Source organism: Streptomyces sp. NPDC093510, from assembly GCF_040683555.1.
In the GTDB taxonomy this organism is placed as follows: Bacteria; Actinomycetota; Actinomycetes; order Streptomycetales; family Streptomycetaceae; genus Streptomyces.
Genome location: NZ_JBFBEE010000010.1, coordinates 172,902 through 188,131 on the forward strand (window position 1 = coordinate 172,902; position 15,230 = coordinate 188,131).

A 15,230-nucleotide genomic window follows, 5' to 3' on the forward strand; every position below is an offset into this window, starting at 1 on the left:
GATCACGTGAGGGCCGGTCACATGACGGGACGGCCGTCGCCGAGCCCCGCCTCCTGCCGGACGTGGTCGGCGATCTGGGCGTGCGTCGCATACCAGACGTCGTCGCGTCCGCAGACGTGCTCCATGAGCTGCTCCAGGGCGACGGCCCGTGACCGGTGGCCGATGACGTGCGGATGCAGGGTGATCTCGAACAGGCCGCCCTCGGCGTAGGCGCCGTCGAATTCGTCCCGCCACAGCTCCAGTACGTGGCGCGGCATCGTGTACGGGCGCACGGCGCTGTAGCGGTCCATGTTCAGGTAGACGGCGTCGTCGCGGATCCACTCGGGGGGTATCTCCACCAGCCCCGTCGGTTCCCCGTAGGAGAGGATCTCGTACGGGTCGTCGTCGGCCATCAGCGAGGAGTCGTACGACAGGCCGAGTTCGAGGGTGATGGCGAGCGTGTGCTCGCTGAAGTCCCAGGAGGGCGTGCGGATGCCCGCCGGCCGCCGGCCGGTGATCCGTTCGAGGGTCTCCGCGCAGCGGAGGGCGAGTTCCCGTTCGTCCTGCCTGCCGAGTTCCATGTTGCGCTCGTGGATCCAGCCGTGGATGGCGACCTCGTGACCGCGTTCCACATAACCCCGCGCCTCCTGAGGCCGGAGGAGCGCGCACACTGCCGGCATGAAGAACGTCGCGGGGAGCCTGTGCCGTTCGAGCAGCCGGAGGATGCGCGGCACGCCCACCCGGGCCCCGTACTCGCCCTGCGACAGCTTCCCCGGCATCACCTCGCCGTCCCGCAGCGGAATCGTCTCGTGGTCGGGGTCGAAGGAGAACGCCACGGCGGCCTTGGCGCCCCCCGGCCAGCGGGCCGGTTTGAGGCTGCGCCCGGCGCGCACCCGCTCGACGTGCCGGCGCCACTCCTCCTCCCCCCACTGCCAAGGGGCCTGTGGAGCCTCCGCCCGTGATGCCTCCGCCCGTGATGCCTCCGCCCGTGGTGCCTTCCCGGTGTCTGCGCCCGGCACGGTCATGGCGGTTCCCCGCTCCTTCCGCGGCTCGCTGGATGAGCTGTATGCGTGCGTTGCGTGGGTGAGCCATGACGAGCATGCCATCGGCCCATGCGGCGGACAGGAGCATGAACAGGACAACGCTCTGTGGCATGTCCCTGACCGAAACTCGCGCTTCCGCGCGGAGGCCGTCTGCCCGACTCCCCGACGATTTCCTACTGTTGTCGTGGCGGCACTGTCGCCGTGTCGGCCTCACAGGCTTCGGCGGGCCGTGGCCCCCGGGGAGGAGAGCCCATCATGACGTCTTCGAGCGGCGCGGAGCGGTGACGTGATCCTGGCCGAGGCCCGGCGGTTCCTGCCCGACGCCGTGGCGCTGCGCCGCTCCCTGCACACCTGGCCGGAGACCGGCCTGCACGTGCCGGATACCCAGCGGCGCGTCCTGGAGGCGCTGGACGGCCTGGGCCTCGACCTCCGCACCGGCCGGCGGCTGTCCTCGGTGACCGCGACGCTCGACGGCGGACGGGACGGCCCGGTGATCCTGCTGCGCGCGGACATGGATGCCCTGCCCGTGTCCGAGGCCACCGGCCTCGACTTCGCCTCGCGGGTCCCCGGCGCCATGCACGCCTGCGGGCACGACGCCCACATGGCCATGCTCGTCGGCGCGGCCCGGCTGCTCGCCGAGCGCCGCGACGAACTCGCCGGGCGCGTGGTGTTCATGTTCCAGCCCGGCGAGGAGGGCCACCACGGGGCCCGCCACATGATCGACGAGGGGCTGCTCACCGGGCACGGCGGCGAGGTGGGCGCCGCGTTCGCCCTGCACGTCACGCCCGGACTGCCGAGCGGCAGCCTGTGGCTGCGCCCCGGCCCGCAGATGGCCGCCTCCGACAAGCTGCGCATCGTCGTCCGAGGCCGTGGCGGGCACGCGTCGTCGCCGCACACGGCGTGCGATCCCGTGCCGGTGGCCTGCGAGCTCGTCCTTGCCCTGCAGACAGCGGTGACCAGGACGGTCGACGTCGCCGACCCGGCTGTCGTCACGGTCGGCTCCCTCACCGCGGGCTCGGGGACCGGCATCATCCCGGAGACGGTCGAGCTCGCCGGGACCATCCGGACCCTGTCGCGGGACACACGCGTACAGGTGCACGAGATGGTCTCCCGGGTCGCCGCGGGCGTGGCCGCGGCCCACGGGGCGACGGCGGAGGTGTCGATCGGGACGGGGTATCCGGTGACCCGCAACGATCCGGCGTTCACCCAGTTCGTGCTGCGCACGGCGGCGGAGGTGCTCGGCTCCGGGCGCGTCGGCGTGCTGCCCGCTCCGGCGATGACCGCCGAGGACTTCTCCTATGTCCTGGACGCGGTGCCGGGTGCCTTGGCCTTCCTGGGCGCGTGTCCGCCGGGGCTCGAGCCCGAGCAGGCTCCCGCCCTGCACTCCTGCCGGGCGGACATCGACGAGGACGCCCTCGCGGCCGGTATCGCCTGTTACGCGGCCGTGGCCCTGCACCGTTTGGGCACCGAAGGCGACGGGGGTGCGGCATGAGCGACCTGCGGATCCGCCCCGCGCGCGTCGACGAACTGGACCAGGTGGAAGGTCTCTGGCTGGAGGCCAGCCACTGGCTCGCCGCCAGGGGGATCGACCAGTGGCAGTACCCGCCCCGGCGTTGGCGCATGGAAGGGGCGGTCCGCGCGGGTGACTGTCATCTCGCCTTCCGGGAGGGCCTGTTGGTGGGCACGGTGACCGTGGAGCGGCAGGCCGATCTCGAATGGTGGGCGGACGACGACCCTGACGCGGCCCTGTACGTCCACGACCTGGTCGTGAGCAGAGTGGCCGCCGGGCAGTCGGTGGGGGCGCGGTTGCTGGACTGGGCGGGCCTGCTGGCGGCACAGCGGGAGAAGCCCTGGCTCCGCCTCGAGGCGTGGAAGACCAACGGTCTGCTGCACCGGTACTACCTCGACCGGGGGTTCGAGCTGCTGCGGATCGTCGACCTGCCGCACCGCCATTCCGGTGCCCTGTTCCAGCGGTCCACAGGGCTCGCCGTCGCTCCGGAAGGCGACGGCTGACGGCCCCCTCTTCGTACTGTCCCACTTGTTAACCCGTACTGATTCAACCGCGAGTTGACCGAGCAAAGGGGGACAGAATGGTTGAAGCAAGGCTTGTTCGCGGTCGTGATGTGCTGCCAGAAGGAGCCGTCTCATGAGGCATTCGAATCTCCGCGGCCCTCGTCGACCGCAGTGTCATCGACCGCAGTGTCGTCGACCGTCGAGTCAGCGGGACGCGGTGACTTCGCGGACCCGGTGGCGATCGGTCTCGGCGATGACGAGATCACCGCCCCGCGTCACCCGCACCGCCCGCGGATAACGCAGCAGGACCCCGGCGGCCGGGCCGTCCTCCCGGTCCTCACCGGGAGGCCCGCCGGCCACCGTCGCGATACTGCCGTCCGGCCGGACGACGCGGACGCACTCATTGAGGGAATCGGCCACGAAGAGATTGCCCTCGCCGTCGAAGTCGACCCCTCGGGGCTGGTGGAGCGGACCGGCGGCGGCCGGGACGCCACCACCCTCGTACCCGGGCTCCCCGGTGCCCGCCACGGTCGTGACCAGGCCGTCGGCCGACACCATCCGTACCCGGTGGGACCAGCAGTCGGCGATGTACAGGCGGCCGTCGGCGTCCGTCACGATGTCTATGGGGTGGTGCAGGTCGCTGCTGGCGGCCGGCACCCCGTCCGGCCCTGAGCCGGGTTCGCCGGTGCCCGCGACGGTGGTGATGCGGCCGTCGGTGCCGATGGCACGGACCCGGTGCCCCTTCCACTCGGCGACATAGAGCGTGCCCGCGCCGTCCAGGGCCAGCCCCCTGGGTTCGTTGAGCACCGCTTCGGCTGCCGGGCCCCCGTCGCCGCCGAAACCGGGCTCACCGGTGCCCGCGACAGTGGTGATGGTGCCGTCCGGCGCGATCCGCCGCACCCGGTGGTTCCAGTAGTCGGCGACGTACAGATACCCCGCGGCGTCACAGACCAGGCCGCCCGGTTCGTTGAGCACCGCTTCGGCTGCCGGACCCCCGTCGCCGCCGAAACCGGGCTCACCGGTGCCCGCGACAGTGGTGATGGTGCCGTCCGGCGCGATCCGCCGCACCCGGTGCCCCTTCCACTCGGCGACGTACAGAGCGCCCGACGCGTCGGCCGCCAGGGCCCGCGGCTGGTTCAGCGCCGCCCGGGCGGCCGGCCCGCCGTCGCCTCGTGAGTCGGCCTCGCCGGTGCCGGCGAGGGTGCGGATGACCCGGCCCGCGGTGTGCGCGGATCCGGTGTCCGTACGTGTACTGCCCGACATACCCGCCTCCTGAGCAAGGGTGGGAACACAATTCCGCGGTGCGCTTCGAGGGGTATTGCGGATCGTCGACTCACCGTAGAGAGCATTCGAAGACATCGGTAGAGCGCGGCCGGGCGCTTTCCGGCCACCGGCCGCTCCGCTCCCGCCGACCGAATTTCGCCCGCCCATGGGGAAAACAGGCGGGCCCTGGTGCAGCCGAGAGGCTGACGTTAGAATTGGTGAAATCGTGCAGAGTTCAGCTCAGGGATCGTTGATGATGCCACAGAAGATATGAAAGACCGCTCTCCCCCATCGACGGTGGTGGTCAGTGGTATGGCATTGAAGCGAATGTGATCTCCCGCTGCTCATGCCGGATCGCCCACACCCACTCGGCCCGGATTTCACTCGTTCCCGGGCCTCTCACGGGAACTGGCATGAAAACTCTTCGCGCATACCGAAGCTTTCCGCTCGCGGTACGGCTGCTGCTCGTCAATCAATTCGGGGTGGACGTCGGTTTCTACCTCCTCATCCCTTTTCTGGTGACATACCTCGGCCACGATCTGGGCCTTTCGGCCGCCCTGGTCGGACTGGTCCTCGGGGTGCGGAACCTCAGCCAGCAGGGGCTGTTCGTGCTCGGCGGTTCCGCGGCCGACAGGCTCGGGCCCCGAGGTGTGATCATCTTCGGCTGCATGCTGCGGACCGTGGGGTTCGCGCTGTTCGCGGTCGGTTCCACGCTGCCACTCCTGCTCGCCGCCTCGGCGCTGAGCGGGCTCGCCGGAGCGCTGTTCTATCCGGCGGTGCGGACCTACCTGGCCCAGGAGGCCGGGCACCGCAGGGCGGAGGCCTTCGCGCTGCTCAACGTCTTCGCGACCGGCGGCTCGCTGCTGGGCCTGGCCCTGGGCGGGGTGCTGCTCATGGTCGATTTCCGCATCTGCGCCCTCGTCGCCTCCGGGGTGTTCGCCGTCCTGTGCCTGGCCCAGATGTACGCACTGCCCGCCCGCAAGGCCCCCCGCTGCGGCACCCCTGTCCTGAAGGACTGGCGGGAAGTCCTGAGCAACCGGATCTTCGTCGCGTTCGCCGTGGCCATGGCAGGCATGAGCACCCTGGAGAACCAGGTGTATCTGCTGCTGCCCGAGGGGGCGCGCCAGGCGACCGGACGCCCGGAGGCGGCCGGCGCGGTGCTGGTGATCGGGGCGCTCGCCAACATGGTCTGGCAGCTGCGCGTCACCCGGGCGCTGGCACGGCGCGGCGGCGGCCCGGCGTGGATCGCCCGCGGCATCGCCCTGACGGCCGCCGGCTTCGTACCGCCTCTGCTGGTGTGCGGACTCGGAGCGCCCGACGGCTGGGGCACGGCGATCCGGAACGCCTGCCCGGTGATCGCCGGAGCGCTGTTGGTCTACTTCGGCATCATGATCGTGCATCCCCTGGCGATGGAACTGGTGCCCCTGTTCGGCCCGACCCGGCTGACCGGTACGCACTTCGGCATCTTCTACGTCTTCTCCGGGCTCGCCGCCGCCGGCGGCAACGCGCTCGTGGGCTGGACCCTGGACCTCGGCAGACGCACCGGTCTGACCGTTCTGCCCTGGCTGTGCTGCCTGGCGCTCGGGCTGATCTCGGCAGCGGCCATCGCCTGGCTGCACCGTACGCGCGGGCTTCCCGGGACGGGCCCGGCTCCGGTGCCGCCACGGCCGGCCGGACGCGGCGGCACCGTCTCGACGACCATCCCCAAGGCGCGCGGCCCCCGGCGCTGCCTGTCGCCGTGCCCCGTGGCGGCCCGGTCCCGGCGCGCACCGACAGTGCGCCGATGCCGGTCGTCGGTCCGCAAGCGGACCCGGACCGTGCCGTACGTACCGCGCCACTGTGTGGCGGTCCGCCGGGTCACCTGCTGCGGGGGGTGCTGTTGCGGAGGCTGCCATTGCCGTACGGGGCACCGGGGCGCGTCCTGGTGGAGGTCGATGCCGTGGCGAATCAGCCGACGGACCGCGTGCGAGTGCTGTGCGAGAGGGGCCCGGACGGGCGGGGCATGAAAAGACTCAGGAATAACAGCTGCCACAACATGCCACAATGACTCCCCTTTGGCATATGCCGACAATGGATGGCCGTGACATCAAGAGATGTGGCGCATTTCCTTCCTTGTGTCGCTGTGAACGGCCACCTAACCTGTTAAGTGGGGGCGCCACCGCGTTTCCATAAAACTCCGGTCTCGGCGAGACAATGCCCACGGAGGCGTCTTGGAAATTTCTCCGGGTCGATTTCCTTGCAGCTCTGATCCCGTGAGCAGCTCTTGGTCTCCCAGTCCGGTGGTACCGCTGGGTATCTTATTCAACGGCGTGCCCAGGACGCTCTGGTTGAAACTTGAGGCGCACAATCCCTACGGATCGATCAAAGGGCGTACCGCGTTCGCGCTCTGGCAGAATGTCAAGGACCGTATTGATCCCCGGATCGGATTGATCGAGTCGACGTCGGGAAATCTCGGTTTGGCGCTGGCCGCCCTTGCCGCCGCTCTGCAGGTGCCCTTCACCGCCGTCGTGGACCCCCGGGTCAGCCCTTCGGTGCAGAACACCATGAGCGCCATGGGCGCGAGAGTCGTCGTGGTCGACCGGCCGGACGGAGCCGGCGGATTCCTGCTCAACCGCCTCGCCCATGTCGCGCAGCGGGTGCGCTGTGAGCCGGGACTCGTGTGGCCGAACCAGTACACCAATCCGGCCAACCCGGCCGTGCACGCCCAGTGGACGGCGCCGGAGCTGTGCGCGCAGCTGCCCGCGAAGCCGATGAGCGTGCTGGTGGCGGTGTCCACCGGTGGCACGCTGGCGGGCTTCCGCGACTACGTCCTCGCCCACGAACCGGACTGGGAACTGGTCGGGGTGGACGTCGTCGGCTCGCTCGCCCTGGGCGACATACCGGGTGAACGTGTGCTCTCGGGGATCGGCGCGAGCCGCAGGTCGTCCTTCCTTCCGCACGGGTACCGGCCCGCCGTGCACGTCGGTCCGCCGGAAGCGGTCAGCGCGTGTCTGTGGCTGGAGGAGGTGACCGGCATCACCGTGGGCTCCAGTTCGGGTGCGCTCGTCGCGGCGGCTCTGCGGCTGTTCCGCGAGAACCCGGGACGCACCGACATCGCCTGCCTGTGCCCGGACGGCGGGGACCGCTACCTCGACACCGTCTACTCACCGCTGTGGCGCTCCAGGCAGGCCCTGGCCCCCGTCGACGTGGCCGAAGGAGTCACTGTCAGGGGCCTTGTGGAGGGCCCAGTCCAAGGTGAGGTGACGCTCCAGTGAGCACGCAGGAACGGGACTGGTACCAGCGTGCCGGGGTCCGCAGCGGCCCCCGGCGCCGTCTGGCCGACGAGGTGGCGACCGGGCGCGCCTTCTTCCCCCCGGCCCTGGTGCCCTACCTGGACCATCCGCGGGTGGCCGCACTCGGTGAGGCGAAGCGCAGGGAGCTCCTCGCCCGGCACCTCTTCCAGTACCTGGGCTTCACGGCCCAGTTCGAGACGCGCGTGGTGAACCGTGCCACGGAACGCATCGCCGGCAACCGGTGCGGGGTCGACACGGACGTCGCCGTCCGGCTGGACGCGTACCGCATCTACTGCGACGAGGGGTACCACTCCCTGTACAGCCTGGACGTCGTCCAGCAGGTCTCCGACGCTTCCGAGGTGACGCCGCTGGACTACGACTTCGGTCCTTTCCTGCAACGGCTCGACGCGATCGGTACCGAGGCCCTGCCGTACGAGCCGGCCCTGGCCCAGCTGTTGCAGGTCGTGGTCTTCGAGACGCTCATCACCGCGGTGCTCAACGAGATACCCAAGGACCCCGATGTGCTGACCGTCGTCCGGGACATCGTCAGGGACCACGCCAAGGACGAGGGCTGGCACCACGCGTTCTTCGCCCAGTTCTTCCGTGAGCTGTGGACGCAGGAGTCCGCCGGGTCCCGGGGCCGTATAGCCCGGTGCCTGCCCGATCTGATCCGGTGCAGCCTGCTCCCCGATCTGCGGCCCGTCCGCGCGTCGTTGGCCGCCGCGGGACTCGCGCCGTCGGCTGTCGAGGACATCGTGCGCGACTCCTATCCGCCGGCCGCGGTCGACCGGGGCATCCGCAGGGCGTCCCGGCACGCCGTGCGGCTCTTCCAGGAAGTCGGGGCCATGGCCGTGCCGGGCGGCGCCGAGGCGTTCGAGGCCGCCGGCCTGCTGCCGTGAACCACCCGGACGCCGAGGACCGCGCGAACCGAGAGGCGACGATGTCGGAGCAACTCCTCTTCCTCGACAGGGAAGCGGTGCTCGCCTGCCTCGCGCACGTGGACGTGTGCGCGGAGATCACGCAGGTGCTGCGCCGGCACGCCGAGGGCCGGGTGGAACTGCCCGCCGAAGGCTATCTGCCCTGGACCAACGGCGAAGGTGCGTACTGCCGTTCGCTGGCCATGCTCGGCGCGGTGGAGGTCGACGGCGGTCCCCCGCTGCGGGGGATGAAGCTCATCAACGCCGCGACGAGCAACCCGTCCCACGGACGGGAGCGGGCCGCGGGCCTGGCCATGCTCTTCGACCCGGACACCGCACGGCCGCGCGTGCTGGCCGAGGCGGGCTGGCTGAGTGCGGCCCGCACGGCCGCCTACACGATGGTGAGCCTGCGGCACATCGGCCCCGAGCGGTGGGACGCGACGACGTTCCTCGGCTGCGGCACGCTCGCCCGCGTCCATGTCGGGCTGCTGGCCACGACGTTTCCCGAGGCGACGCGCGTACACCTCTACGACACCGACGCACGGCGTGCCGGGGAACTGGCCGACTGGATACGCGGACGGCATCCGCACTTCACCGTCCGGGTGGAACCGGGCGCCCGGGAGGCGGTGGCCGCCGCACCGGTCGTGGTGACGACGACCACCGCCGACCGCGGATACCTGCCGGCCGCGTGGCTCGCGCCCGGCACCTTCGTCGCCCATGTGTCTCTGGCCGACCTGCTGCCCGACGCCTTCCTGGAGGCACAGGCCGTGTTCGTGGACGACGTCGCTCTGGTCGCCGAGAACCCCCGCAGAGTCCTTGGCCGCCTGATGCGGGAGGGCCGGATCACGGACGGCCCGCCCACGGAACCCGATTCCCCCGCCCGGCCCCTGAGCGGCACCCTCGGCCAGGTCCTCACCGGTGAGCGGCCCCCCGTCCGGCCCACCGTGTCCCACGTCGTCAGCAACCCCTTCGGCATGGCCGTCCTCGACGTCGGCCTGCTGGGCGCGGTACACGGCGCCGCCGCCCGCCTGGGCCTCGGCCGGACCTTGGCCCTCTACTGAAAGGGACAGCATGGACCACCACTTGGCACGGCCCGGCCCTGTTCCGGCACACGGACTGTTCTCCCTCGCCGAGGTGGAACCGGCCGTGATCGGCGAACTCGCCGCGCGATCGGTGGAGCTCTTCCGGGACCAGCGCGCACACGACCGGCCGTTGGCGGGCAGCGCCGCGGGCGTGCTGTTCACCAGGACCTCGACCCGTACGCGTACGGCCTTCACCGTCGGCGCGATCCGACTGGGCGCCGTTCCCGTCACGTACGGTCCCCAGGATCTGCAGTTGAACACCGGTGAGTCGGTGGCCGACACGGGGCGCGTCCTCGGCAGCATGCTCGACCTGCTGGTCGCGCGCACCGCCGGGCCTTTGGAGGAGCTGCGTGAGCTGTCCCGCCAGGGCGGCCTCCCGGTGGTCAACGCGATGGCGGCCGAGGAGCACCCCACCCAGGGAGTGACCGACCTCGCCACCCTGCACCTGGCGGTCGGCGATCCGACCGGAGTGAGCGTGCTCTACGTCGGCGAGGGCAACAACACGGCGGTGGCCCTGGCCCATGCCCTGGCGAGCGTGCCGGGGGCCCGGGTCACCTTCAGCACCCCGCCCGGCTACGGACTGCCGGAAGAGGAGCTGACAACGGCGTCGCGCAGAGCCGCGGCCATGGGCGCCGTCCTTGAGGAGGTGCACGATCCGGCGCTTGTGCCCGATCACGTGGACGTCGTGTACACCACCCGCTGGCAGACGACGGGCACCGCGAAGCCCGACCCCGACTGGCGTGAGACGTTCCGTCCCTTCCACGTGGACGCCTCCCTGCTGGCCCGCTGGCCGCAGGCCCTGTTCATGCACGATCTGCCCGCCCACCGCGGCGACGAGGTCGCCGGTGAAGTCCTTGACGGGCCCCGGTCCCTCGCCTGGACCCAGGCGGCCATGAAACTCGCCGGGGCCATGGCGGTCCTGGAGTGGGTGAGCGGACCTGCCGCCAAGGCGAAGTGACCCGCCACGCACCGCCCCGTTCCCCCGACCCTCCTCACCCGTCCCCCTTCACACGGATCGAGGTCCTCCCGTGCAGCCGACCCGTGTCACCGCCTACCGGCATCTGACTCCGCGTGACCTGGACCCGCCCTCGTCGCCGCAGGTCTTCTTCGAACCGGCCGACACCGAGATGGGTGTCTGGGTGGCGCAGGACCTCATACGCGAGGGCTGCCTCGTCCTCGACCTCGGGTCCGGCAGCGGTGCCGCCGCGGCGGCCATGGCCCGCGCGGGAGCGGCCCGCGTCCACGGCATCGACTCGGGAGAGGACACCGTGGCCTGGGCGCGCAAGCACTACGCCTCGTCCGGCGACGACCGTCCCGTCACCTTCTCGCAGGGCGACTTCACCGCGCTGTCCCCCGCCGAGCTGCTGGCCACCGCCCCCGTCCCGCTCCGTCCCCCCGTCGTCGTCACCAGCAATCCGCCCTACGTCCCGCTCACCGCCGAGGCCGACGCCCTGCGCCGGTCCGTCGGCGGGGGAACGGACGGTCTCAAGCTGATCCCCGCGGTCATCACGCACGGCCGTGCGCTGGGAGACGGCCTGGGGATCACCATCGGCAGCTACTCCAGTCCCCGTAAGGCGGTCGGAATGCTGGAAGCGGCCGGTTTCGCCGTGCACGCCGTCACGTTGTGCCCGCTGCCTTTCGGGGACTTCACCCGGGACCATCCCGATCAGGTGTTTCTCCTGGAGGAGCGGGGCGAGGCGGTGGTCTGGCGCTCGGGCCCGTACCCCCTGGCCTATTTCATCGTCGGCCTGGCCTGCCGCAAGGCCACCGAGGACGGCGCCCGGACGGGACGGCTGACCGGTGAGGGCCTCATGGACCTTCTGCATACGGCCGCCCGCTCCCGCACCAGCCGCCTCGAGGCCCTGGACGAGTGGGCCTCGCCGCGGTGGGCGGGTCCCCTGCGCGTCGTGGACCTGCCGCAGTCCACCGTCCGCCATCACTGGTGACCGCAGCAGCCCTCCCCTGGCCGGAGGGCAGCACGCCCCATCAAGCAGAGAGGCCGTTCATGGACACCACTCGGGTCGTGCCCGTCTCACCCGTCAGCGTCACCACCGGCGCCGTCGAACACAGCGTCGACTTCATCCGCCCACGGCTGCTGGCGACCGGGCACCAGCGTGTGTCCTTATACGCCGGTGTCCAGATAAACGGCGCCCCGCACCTGGGCACCAGCGTCATGCAGGCCTCCGCCTTCCTTCTCGCGCAGGTGGCCCGGGACAGATTCGGTGTCGAGGTGACCTTGCGGTTCGGCGCCCTGGACAACTCCGCCTGCGAGACGCGCCGGTGCCCGCGGACCGGAACGCTCTACGAGCGCTCCTTCCACCACACCCTGGGCGGTGAGCGGGTCGACGAACTGACCCGGACCTACTACGGGGGCTTCTTCGACGCGTTGTCCGCGGCCACGGGCGTGCCCTACGAGATCGAGACGTACACCCGGCAGCAGAGCCGGCGGGACTTCCGGCAGGAGTTCCTCGACTCGCTGCTGCGGATGGACGCCCTGCGGTGGGTGCTCGCGCCGTCGCACGGCAAGGTGCCGATGAGCCCACCGTGCCCGCGGTGCGGCTGGGCGCAGAAACAGGGCGAGGCCACCGAACTGCTCACAGCGGGGCCGGACCACGCGGAGCTCGCGGCGGTCTGCCTGGACCACGGCGCGTACACGGTCCGGGTGCGGGCCGACGACGAGGGGGCGGACGGGGCGTACATCAGCTCGGGCACGCTCCACCGCAACCTCCTCAAAGAGCGGGTCGCGGCACGGGAGGACGCGCTGGCCGTGGTGGTCAAGGGAGCCGACTGGGCGGCGGGGTGCCGCCTGCTCGACGAGGCGTTCCTGTGCTGCCCCGGGGCGCTGCTCCCGGTGCGCCTGTTCACGCCGGTGGTGCTCTCGACGTCCGGCGCCAAGCTCTCCAAATCGCTGATCCGTGCGGGAAGGACGGAGGCGACGGCGGACAGCGCGCCCTGGATGCTCGACGCGGGTGCCTGGCCCGGGACGGGTGAGGCGTACGCGCGGCTGCTGCTGGATCTCGTCTCTCTGATGCTGTCCGAGCCGCGGCACTTCGAGCGCGGCTACACCACGCTCGAAGTGGCGAGGCTCATCGACGCGGCGGGTCTGCGGACGGGGGCACCGGTGTGACGTCCCGTTCGGCGAGGTATCCCGGACGTACTTCGGAGGCCGCGTACGGCGTGGTCAGCGCGTTGTCGACGCTGTTGTAGACGACGAAGAGGTTCGTCCGGGGAAAGGGTGAAACGTTTCCTCCGGAGGCGTGCAGGCAGTTGCAGTCGAACATGACGGCAGAGCCGGCCGGTCCGGTGAACTGCCGGACGCCGTGCTGTTCGGCCAGCGTCGTCACGGCGGTGCGGTCGGCAGGACCGGCCGGGAGGTTCTTCCCCAGCAGCGAAAGCTTGTGATAGCCGGGCGGAGTGCGGCCCACCGAGGGCACGAAGGTCCGCTGGGAACCAGGAATGATCATGAGCGGCCCGTTGAACGGCAGGTTGTCCGTCAGGGCGACGGAGAAGCTCAGCGCGCGGGGTGCGGGCATGCCGTCCTCGGAGTGCCACGTCTCGAAGTCCGAGTGCCAGCCGAACTTCGAGCCGTCGAAAGCCGCTTTGTAGTTGACCCTGCTCTGGTGGACGTAGACGTCCGAACCGAGGATCTGCCGGGCCCGGTCGGCGAGGCGACCCGACTGGACCACACGCCTGAAGACCTCGCTGAGCCGGTGCACCTCGAAGAGGGAACGGATCTCGTCGGAGTCCGGTTCGGGAGCCACCCGCCCCGAGGACCGCAGTGCGGTGTCCGAGGCCATGCGCCGTATTTCCTCCCGGCACTCCCGCACTTCGGTGGAGTCGAGGAGCGCGCCGAATGCGAGGAATCCGTCCCTGTCGTATCCCGCCACTTCATCGGAGGACAGCGGGCCCGGTGAACCGTCGCCCCACACCACCGGATGGTGACGTCGAAAAGGCACCGACTCGGACTCGACACGCGTGGGGTAGAGATCTTCCACCAATTCGACAGATTCGGTCATGCCGATTCCTTCCGTCTGCGGATAAGTTTTCACTTCCCTTCGACTTCTTCGGGGAAACTACCGCGCGACCGCGCCCGTCGATTCCGTACCATTCCGGTCATGGTCAACATATGACCTGCCGCAATGCGGCGGGCCGCATAAGAAAGGAGGAGACACGTGATGATGTACAGCGAACCGACCACGCACAGAACGGGTAGATAGGGGTAGCCGGAAGGAGTCGCCGTGTTCTGCGCCAGGAGTTTTCCGGCATAGAGGAGTTCCTCGTACATGATGAAGAAGCCGAGCGAGGTGTCCTTCAGCGTCACCACCATTTGGCTGATTACGCTCGGCAGCATGGTCCGCACCGCCTGGGGCAGGGCCACCACCGTCATCACCTGTGTCTTGCGCATCCCCAGCGCGTACCCGGCCTCGAACTGCCCCTTGGGCACGGCGCCGACGCCCGCCCGCAGGATCTCCGCCTGCGCCGCCCCGTTGTACAGGGCGATGCCGATGACCAGGGCCCACAGCGTGGGGCTCGCGAAATTCGTCGCGAGCCATTCGCCCGGGGCCCCGAGGCTCTTCCGCAGCAGGTCGGCGACGGCCGTGACACAGGTGCGCAGCAGGTCGGTGGCGTACAGGGCGAAGACCGTGATGATCACAGGCACCGCGCGGAAGAACTCCACCAGCGCCCCGGCAGGCCAGCGCAGGAACCGGTGCGCCGAGAGCCGCCCTGCCGCGAACAGGAGCCCCAGCAGCAGCGAGAGCACCACCGCGAGGACGAACGCCTTGAAGGTGTCCACCACGCCGGTGAGGATGCGCAGCTGCACGCCGCGATATCCGAACGCCTCCCACATCCGCGCGTCGAACTGCCCGGCGTCCGCGAACCGGAGGAGCGCCCAGCAAATCGCGCCGCCGGTCACCGAAGCCACAAGCACCGCGTACCAGAAGTGGCGGCGGCGGGCGCGCGGGCCCGGGGTCTCGAACAGGGCGGATGTCATCGGGGCACCGCCAGACGACGCTCCAGCAGACGGAAGCCGGTACTGATCACCGCGATCAGCACCAGATAGGCGACGGTCACCCATAAGAAGACGGCCGCCACCGCGTAACCCCGCTCCACCAGGGTCTTCTCGGTGCTGAACAGCTCGTAGACGCTGAAGCCGCCGGCGAGCGCGGAGTTCTTGACCAGAGTGATCACGACGTTGCCCAGCGGAGGCACCGCAGCCCGCCCGGCCTGGGGGAAGACGACGAGCACCGCCGCCTGCATGGTGGACATGCCGAGGCTCCGTGCCGCTTCGGCCTGCCCTGTCTCCACGGTGTTGACGCCCGAGCGCAGCGCCTCGCACACGAACGCCGAGGCGTAGCTCCCCATCACCAGTACGGCCAGCGTGAAGTAGTCCGCCCCGGTGAGGCCCAGCATCGGCAGTCCGAGCGTCACCCCGAAGAAGAGGACGGTGAGCGGGGTGTTGCACAGGACCGTCACCACCGTCGCACCGAGCCCGCGGCACAGCGGCACCGGGCTGATGCGCAGGGAGACGAGCAGGATTCCCAGGGCCAGTGCGAGCAGCGTGCTCAGGCACATGAGCCGGACGGTGCCCATGAAGCCCTGCCAGAACAGGCCGGCGTTGTCGGTCAGCACGTCCATGGACGCCTCCAGGCTGACGGGGGC

General features: G+C 70.4%; 13 protein-coding genes and 1 pseudogene. 9 read left to right on the forward strand and 5 right to left on the reverse strand.

The window, feature by feature from the left end:
- Positions 1 to 17: 17 nt before the first annotated feature.
- Entirely contained in the window at positions 18 to 1,004 is a 987-nt protein-coding gene (locus tag AB0N81_RS18075) for a polysaccharide deacetylase (RefSeq protein ID WP_365359276.1), read from the reverse strand.
- Between the two features lie 304 nt (positions 1,005 to 1,308).
- Between AB0N81_RS18075 and AB0N81_RS18080 the strand changes: the two genes are divergently transcribed.
- Together AB0N81_RS18080 and AB0N81_RS18085 are read left to right on the forward strand one after the other, a co-directional pair.
- Positions 1,309 to 2,514: a M20 family metallopeptidase gene (locus AB0N81_RS18080; RefSeq protein ID WP_365359278.1), complete on the forward strand. Its 1,206-nt coding sequence runs from the start codon at positions 1,309 to 1,311 to the stop codon at positions 2,512 to 2,514.
- Positions 2,511 to 3,035, forward strand: a complete 525-nt coding sequence (locus AB0N81_RS18085) for a GNAT family N-acetyltransferase (RefSeq protein WP_365359281.1) — start codon at positions 2,511 to 2,513, stop codon at positions 3,033 to 3,035. Before AB0N81_RS18080 ends, AB0N81_RS18085 begins: the two co-directional genes overlap by 4 nt.
- Positions 3,036 to 3,239: 204 nt before the next feature.
- Here AB0N81_RS18085 and AB0N81_RS18090 read toward each other — a convergent pair whose 3' ends face one another.
- Positions 3,240 to 4,298: a hypothetical protein gene (locus AB0N81_RS18090; protein WP_365359283.1), complete on the reverse strand. Its 1,059-nt coding sequence runs from the start codon at positions 4,296 to 4,298 to the stop codon at positions 3,240 to 3,242.
- Between the two features lie 413 nt (positions 4,299 to 4,711).
- On the opposite strand from AB0N81_RS18090, the pseudogene AB0N81_RS18095 reads away from it, so the two are divergent.
- The 7 genes and pseudogenes from AB0N81_RS18095 to AB0N81_RS18125 form a co-directional block, all read left to right on the forward strand.
- Positions 4,712 to 5,935, forward strand: a pseudogene (locus tag AB0N81_RS18095) (MFS transporter); the annotation flags it as partial.
- Between the two features lie 615 nt (positions 5,936 to 6,550).
- Positions 6,551 to 7,552, forward strand: coding sequence for a pyridoxal-phosphate dependent enzyme (locus tag AB0N81_RS18100; RefSeq protein WP_365359285.1), 1,002 nt, complete (start codon positions 6,551 to 6,553; stop codon positions 7,550 to 7,552).
- A complete protein-coding gene (locus tag AB0N81_RS18105) occupies positions 7,549 to 8,469 on the forward strand; it encodes a diiron oxygenase (protein ID WP_365359287.1) in 921 nt (306 codons plus the stop codon). The genes AB0N81_RS18100 and AB0N81_RS18105 overlap by 4 nt, the downstream gene beginning before the upstream one ends.
- Entirely contained in the window at positions 8,466 to 9,548 is a 1,083-nt protein-coding gene (locus AB0N81_RS18110) for an ornithine cyclodeaminase (protein WP_365359289.1), read from the forward strand. The genes AB0N81_RS18105 and AB0N81_RS18110 overlap by 4 nt, the downstream gene beginning before the upstream one ends.
- 10 nt (positions 9,549 to 9,558) lie before the next feature.
- A complete protein-coding gene (locus AB0N81_RS18115; protein WP_365359291.1) occupies positions 9,559 to 10,527 on the forward strand; it encodes an ornithine carbamoyltransferase in 969 nt (322 codons plus the stop codon).
- A 70-nt stretch (positions 10,528 to 10,597) separates the two neighbouring features.
- Positions 10,598 to 11,515, forward strand: coding sequence for a methyltransferase domain-containing protein (locus AB0N81_RS18120; RefSeq protein ID WP_365359293.1), 918 nt, complete (start codon positions 10,598 to 10,600; stop codon positions 11,513 to 11,515).
- Between the two features lie 59 nt (positions 11,516 to 11,574).
- Positions 11,575 to 12,696 (forward strand): hypothetical protein, encoded by a 1,122-nt coding sequence (locus AB0N81_RS18125; RefSeq protein WP_365359296.1) that lies wholly within the window; start codon positions 11,575 to 11,577, stop codon positions 12,694 to 12,696.
- On the opposite strand, the gene thpD is transcribed toward AB0N81_RS18125, so the two are convergent.
- From thpD to AB0N81_RS18140, 3 genes are read right to left on the reverse strand one after another with little or no spacing between them, the layout of a single operon-like run.
- On the reverse strand, positions 12,656 to 13,585 hold the full coding sequence (gene thpD / locus AB0N81_RS18130; protein ID WP_365359298.1) for an ectoine hydroxylase: 930 nt from the start codon (positions 13,583 to 13,585) through the stop codon (positions 12,656 to 12,658). The two genes, AB0N81_RS18125 and thpD, sit on opposite strands and share 41 nt — an antisense overlap.
- Positions 13,586 to 13,614: 29 nt before the next feature.
- Positions 13,615 to 14,562, reverse strand: coding sequence for an amino acid ABC transporter permease (locus AB0N81_RS18135; protein ID WP_365359300.1), 948 nt, complete (start codon positions 14,560 to 14,562; stop codon positions 13,615 to 13,617).
- The gene (locus AB0N81_RS18140; RefSeq protein WP_365359302.1) at positions 14,559 to 15,206 is read right to left on the reverse strand and encodes an ABC transporter permease subunit; all 648 of its coding nucleotides are present in this window, start codon (positions 15,204 to 15,206) and stop codon (positions 14,559 to 14,561) included. Before AB0N81_RS18140 ends, AB0N81_RS18135 begins: the two co-directional genes overlap by 4 nt.
- Between the last annotated feature and the right edge of the window lie 24 nt (positions 15,207 to 15,230).

Excerpts from the sequence above, each read along its gene's own strand:
- AB0N81_RS18075 (WP_365359276.1), bottom strand. The coding sequence starts at position 1,004 with ATGACCGTGCCGGGCGCAGACACCGGGAAGGCACCACGGGCGGAGGCA.
- AB0N81_RS18085 (WP_365359281.1), top strand. The coding sequence starts at position 2,511 with ATGAGCGACCTGCGGATCCGCCCCGCGCGCGTCGACGAACTGGACCAG.
- AB0N81_RS18090 (WP_365359283.1), bottom strand. The coding sequence starts at position 4,298 with ATGTCGGGCAGTACACGTACGGACACCGGATCCGCGCACACCGCGGGC.
- AB0N81_RS18115 (WP_365359291.1), top strand. The coding sequence starts at position 9,559 with ATGGACCACCACTTGGCACGGCCCGGCCCTGTTCCGGCACACGGACTG.
- AB0N81_RS18125 (WP_365359296.1), top strand. The coding sequence starts at position 11,575 with ATGGACACCACTCGGGTCGTGCCCGTCTCACCCGTCAGCGTCACCACC.
- thpD (WP_365359298.1), bottom strand. The coding sequence starts at position 13,585 with ATGACCGAATCTGTCGAATTGGTGGAAGATCTCTACCCCACGCGTGTC.
- AB0N81_RS18135 (WP_365359300.1), bottom strand. The coding sequence starts at position 14,562 with ATGACATCCGCCCTGTTCGAGACCCCGGGCCCGCGCGCCCGCCGCCGC.
- AB0N81_RS18140 (WP_365359302.1), bottom strand. The coding sequence starts at position 15,206 with ATGGACGTGCTGACCGACAACGCCGGCCTGTTCTGGCAGGGCTTCATG.